Source organism: Mesorhizobium sp. M7A.F.Ca.CA.001.08.2.1 (genome assembly GCF_003998455.1).
Lineage (GTDB): Bacteria > Pseudomonadota > Alphaproteobacteria > Rhizobiales > Rhizobiaceae > Mesorhizobium > Mesorhizobium ciceri.
Genome location: NZ_RZPW01000567.1, coordinates 1 through 4,248 on the forward strand (window position 1 = coordinate 1; position 4,248 = coordinate 4,248).

Below are 4,248 nucleotides of genomic sequence, written 5' to 3' on the forward strand. Positions count from 1 at the left end.
TGGTGGGTGTTGCGGGGGGGCGGCGCGGTGGACCTGCCGCTACCGCCACAGGTTGCGTCCAGGTTTATCGATCTGATCGCAAACGGGCAGCTCGCCACCGACATCATGTCGAGCCTTGCTCGGGTGATGACCGGCTTTCTCCTCGGCGTCATCCTGGCGATCCCGGTCGGCTTCGTCATGGGCTGGTACAAGGTCGCGCGCTCGCTTATCGAGCCGTATCTGCAGTTCTTCCGCATGATCCCGCCGCTGGCCATCATTCCGCTGGCGATCGTGACGATGGGCATCGACGAGACGCCGAAGGTCTTCGTCATCTTCCTGGCGTCCTTCCTGGCCAGCGTCGTCGCCACCTATCAGGGCGTCATCAGCGTCGACAAGACGATGATCAACGCCGCGCGCGTGCTCGGCGCCAAGGACATGACCATCTTCCTGCGCGTCATCATTCCCGCATCGACGCCGTTCATCCTGGTCGGCGTGCGCATCGGCCTCGGCTCGGCCTGGGCGACGCTGGTGGCCGCCGAACTGATCGCCGCGCAGACCGGCCTCGGTTTCCGCATGCAGCAGGCGCAACTCTACTACGACCTGCCGACCATCTTCGTCAGCCTGATCACCATCGGCCTTCTCGGCCTTGCCATGGATCGCATCCTTTTGGTGATCGAGCGCCGGCTGACCGTCTGGCAGGAGCGCGTGTGATGCCGCCCAGGATCGCCCCAAAGATCGTCTTCGACAAGGTCACGCGCCGGTTCGACCTCAAGGACAATGCCTTCGTCGCGCTTGACCGGCTGTCGCTCGACATCGCCGACGGCGAATTCGTCACCGTCGTCGGTCCGTCCGGCTGCGGTAAGTCGACCGCGCTCAACATCGCGGCCGGCCTGCTGAAGCCGAGCGAGGGCACCGTGCTGGTCGATGGCAAGGCCGTCGAGGGGCCGGGTCCGGAGCGCGGCATGATCTTCCAGCAATACGCGCTGTTTCCCTGGCTCACCGTACGCCAGAACGTCGAGTTCGGGCTGCGCATCAAGGGCGAGGAAGCTTCGCGCCGCCGGCAGATCGCCGAGCGTTTCATCGATCTCGTCGGCCTTGGCGACTTCGCCGACGCGCTGCCGAAGACGCTTTCGGGCGGCATGAAGCAGCGTTGCGCGATCGCCCGGGCCTATGCGGTCGATCCCTCGATCCTTTTGATGGACGAGCCCTTCGGGGCGCTCGACGCACTGACCCGCGTGCAGCTCCAGGACCAGTTGCTCGACACCTGGAGCCGCGAGCGGCGCACCGTGATGTTCATCACCCACGATGTCGACGAGGCGGTCTACCTCGCCAACCGCGTCATCGTCATGGCGGCGCGGCCCGGCAGGCTGAAGGAGATCATCGACGTCGGCCTGCCTTACCCAAGAACCGAGGAAATCCGGCTTTCGGCGGAGTTCATGAGCATCCGCAACCGCGTCTGGCAAGCCGTTTACCACCAGTAACAGTGACAGGAGGAGAGTATGGTGACACTGACAAGACGTAACCTCATCGCATCATCGGCGGCACTTGCCGCGTTCGCTGCCTCTGGCATCCGTGCCGGAGCGGCGGGAACGGCGGCACGCATCGGCTACAACGGCGACTTCTGGGGCGCCAGCGTTGCCGGCGTCGCGGCCGACCAGGGCTTCTATGCCAAGCATGGCGTCGATGCCGATATCAAGGTCTTCACCAATGGCCCCATCCAGGTCCAGGCGCTTGGCGCCAACAGCCTGGAATTCGGCTATCTCGGACCGGGCGCGCTGTGGCTGCCGGCGAGCGGCAAGGCCAAGATCATCGCCGTCAACGATGTCGGCTTCTCGGACCGGGTGATCGCCCAAGCCGGCATCACGTCCATCGCCGGCCTCAAGGGCAAGAAGGTCGCGATCGCGGCCGGCACCTCGGGCGACATGCTGTTGCGGCTGGCGCTGCGCAAGGCCGGTATGGCGATGACCGACCTCGACATCGTGCAGATGGACCCGAGCACCATCGTGGCGGCCTTCGCCTCCAAGCAGGTCGACGCGGCCGGCATCTGGTATCCGTTCGTCGGCATCATCCAGAAGAGCGTTCCCGATCTGGTGGAGCTGGCCAAGAACGACGACTTCTATCCGCAGACCACATTTCCGAGCGTCTTCATTGCCCGCAACGATTTGGTCGAGGGCAATCCCGATCTCGTCCGCAACGTGGTGCGCGCCATCAAGGACGCGCAGGATTTTCGCTCCGCCAACCAGGACAAGGCGATCGAGATCACCTCCAAGCTGCTCGGCATTCCGGCCGACCAGTTGAAGACGGAGGCCGGTTATGGCCGCTTCATGACCTCGGCCGAACTGATCAAGCTGACCAAGGACGGCACCGTGAACGGCTGGTTCTCGACGATGAACGACCTGTTCAAGACCTTTGGCAAGCTCGAGACCTCGCTCGATCCCAAGGACTATTATCTGGGCGATCAATACATTTCGGCCTGACGGCCTTCTTGAAATCGCCCCTTGCAAATCGCAAGCCCCGGCAGCGAACCGGGGCCTGTTTCCTGACAATCACAGCAGCGACGAGCCATCCATGAACGTTCTCTACATCGACATCGACAGCCTCAGACGCGACCACCTCGGCTGCTACGGCTATCATCGCAACACCTCTCCCGTCATCGACAGCCTTGCCGGCGAGGGCATCCGCTTCGAGAACATCTATGTGTCCGATGTGCCTTGCCATCCGTCGCGCACGGCGCTGTGGAGCGGCCGCCACGGAATGCGGACCGGCGTGGTCGGCCATGGCGGCACCGCCTGCGAGCCGTTCCGCGAAGGCGCCGAGCGAGCCTGGGCCGGCACCTTCTACGAGGAAGGCTGGATGCGGGCGCTGCGCGATCTTGGCTACCACACCACGACCATCAGCAGTTTTGGCGAACGGCATGGCTGCTGGCATTGGTATGCCGGCTTTAACGAGATCATCAATCCGGGCAAGGCCGGCATGGAGAACGCCGACGAGGTTTCGGGCCTGGCGATCGACTGGCTGAAGCGCAATGGCTCGGCAAAAAAATGGTTCCTGCACGTCAATGTCTGGGACCCACACACGCCCTATCGCGCGCCGGACGCTTTCGGCGACCCCTTCGCCGACCAGCCGCTTCCCGACTGGATGACCAGGGCGGTATTCGAGAAGAGCCATGCCGGCTACGGCCCGCACAGCCCGCAGGAACCCTCGGGCTTCGACGTCGAGCCGGGCGGATCGAAATACCGGCGCATGCCGTCGCCGATCAGCGACATGGACACCGTCAAGGCCTGGTTCGACGGCTACGACACCGGCGTGCTCTATGCCGATTATCATGTCGGTCTCATCGTCGAGGAGTTGAAGCGGCAAGGCCTGTTCGACGACACGATCATCGTCATCGGCGCCGATCATGGCGAAAACCTCGGCGAGCTCAACGTCTGGGGCGACCATCAGACGGCTGACGAGTTCACCTGCAACGTGCCGCTGGTCATCCGCTGGCCCGGCGCCGAAGACATGCGCGGCGTCAATGGCGGCCTTCATTATCATTTCGACTGGGCCGCCACGCTGATCGACCGGCTCGGCGGCAACGTTCCGGCGCTTTGGGACGGGCGCTCCTTTGCACCGGCGCTCGCCGCGAAGGAGGAAGGTGGCCGCGATTTCCTGGTGCTGAGCCAGGGTGCGTGGGCGGTACAGCGCGGCGTGCGGTTCCGGCTCGGCGGGGCCGACTGGCTGATGCTGCGCACTTATCATGACGGCTACAAGGATTTCGGCCCGGTCAGCCTGTTCAATCTGAGTGAGGATCCGCATGAGCAGCATGATCTCTCAGGCTCCCGAAGCGATGTGGTCGATCATGCCAGCCGGCTGCTCGAGGACTGGCGCAGCGCCATGGCCATCCGCAGCGACAGCGATGTCGACCCGCTGGTGACGGTGATCCGGGAAGGCGGGCCGTTCCATTGCCTTGGCGAGTTGCCGGCCTATCTCGAAAGACTGCGCCGGACTGGCCGCACCGATGCGGCTGCGGCCCTCGAGCAGCGCCACCCGGCACCGCCGCCACGGCGCAAATCCCTGAACTGACCGGCCGGCGGCACTTGGCCGTGCCCTAGCAGCCAGTTGCCGCTGCCTCACGACAGGCCGGCCGGTTCGCCCTATCTCCATGCCGCCGGTCGGGTTTGGACCCGGCGATATGGAGGATGGGATCACGTGACATCGACGCCGATTGCCCGTCGCGAAGCGGCGCCCTTGCCTGTCGCGGCACTGATGGGCGCCATGGTGTCGATC

Annotated in this window: 4 protein-coding genes; all 4 read left to right on the forward strand. The window is 64.5% G+C overall.

Going from position 1 to position 4,248, the window contains the following annotated elements; genetic code table 11:
* Positions 1 to 690 (forward strand): ABC transporter permease (locus tag EN914_RS26420; RefSeq protein WP_164778920.1); only part of this gene is annotated, 690 nt, incomplete at its 5' end.
* Between the two features lie 11 nt (positions 691 to 701).
* Entirely contained in the window at positions 702 to 1,460 is a 759-nt protein-coding gene (locus tag EN914_RS26425) for an ABC transporter ATP-binding protein (RefSeq protein WP_032898659.1), read from the forward strand.
* Positions 1,461 to 1,487: 27 nt separating this feature from the next.
* Positions 1,488 to 2,456: an aliphatic sulfonate ABC transporter substrate-binding protein gene (locus EN914_RS26430; RefSeq protein ID WP_407067815.1), complete on the forward strand. Its 969-nt coding sequence runs from the start codon at positions 1,488 to 1,490 to the stop codon at positions 2,454 to 2,456.
* Positions 2,457 to 2,547: 91 nt separating this feature from the next.
* Entirely contained in the window at positions 2,548 to 4,044 is a 1,497-nt protein-coding gene (locus EN914_RS26435) for a sulfatase (protein WP_024501673.1), read from the forward strand.
* Positions 4,045 to 4,248: the final 204 nt, after the last annotated feature.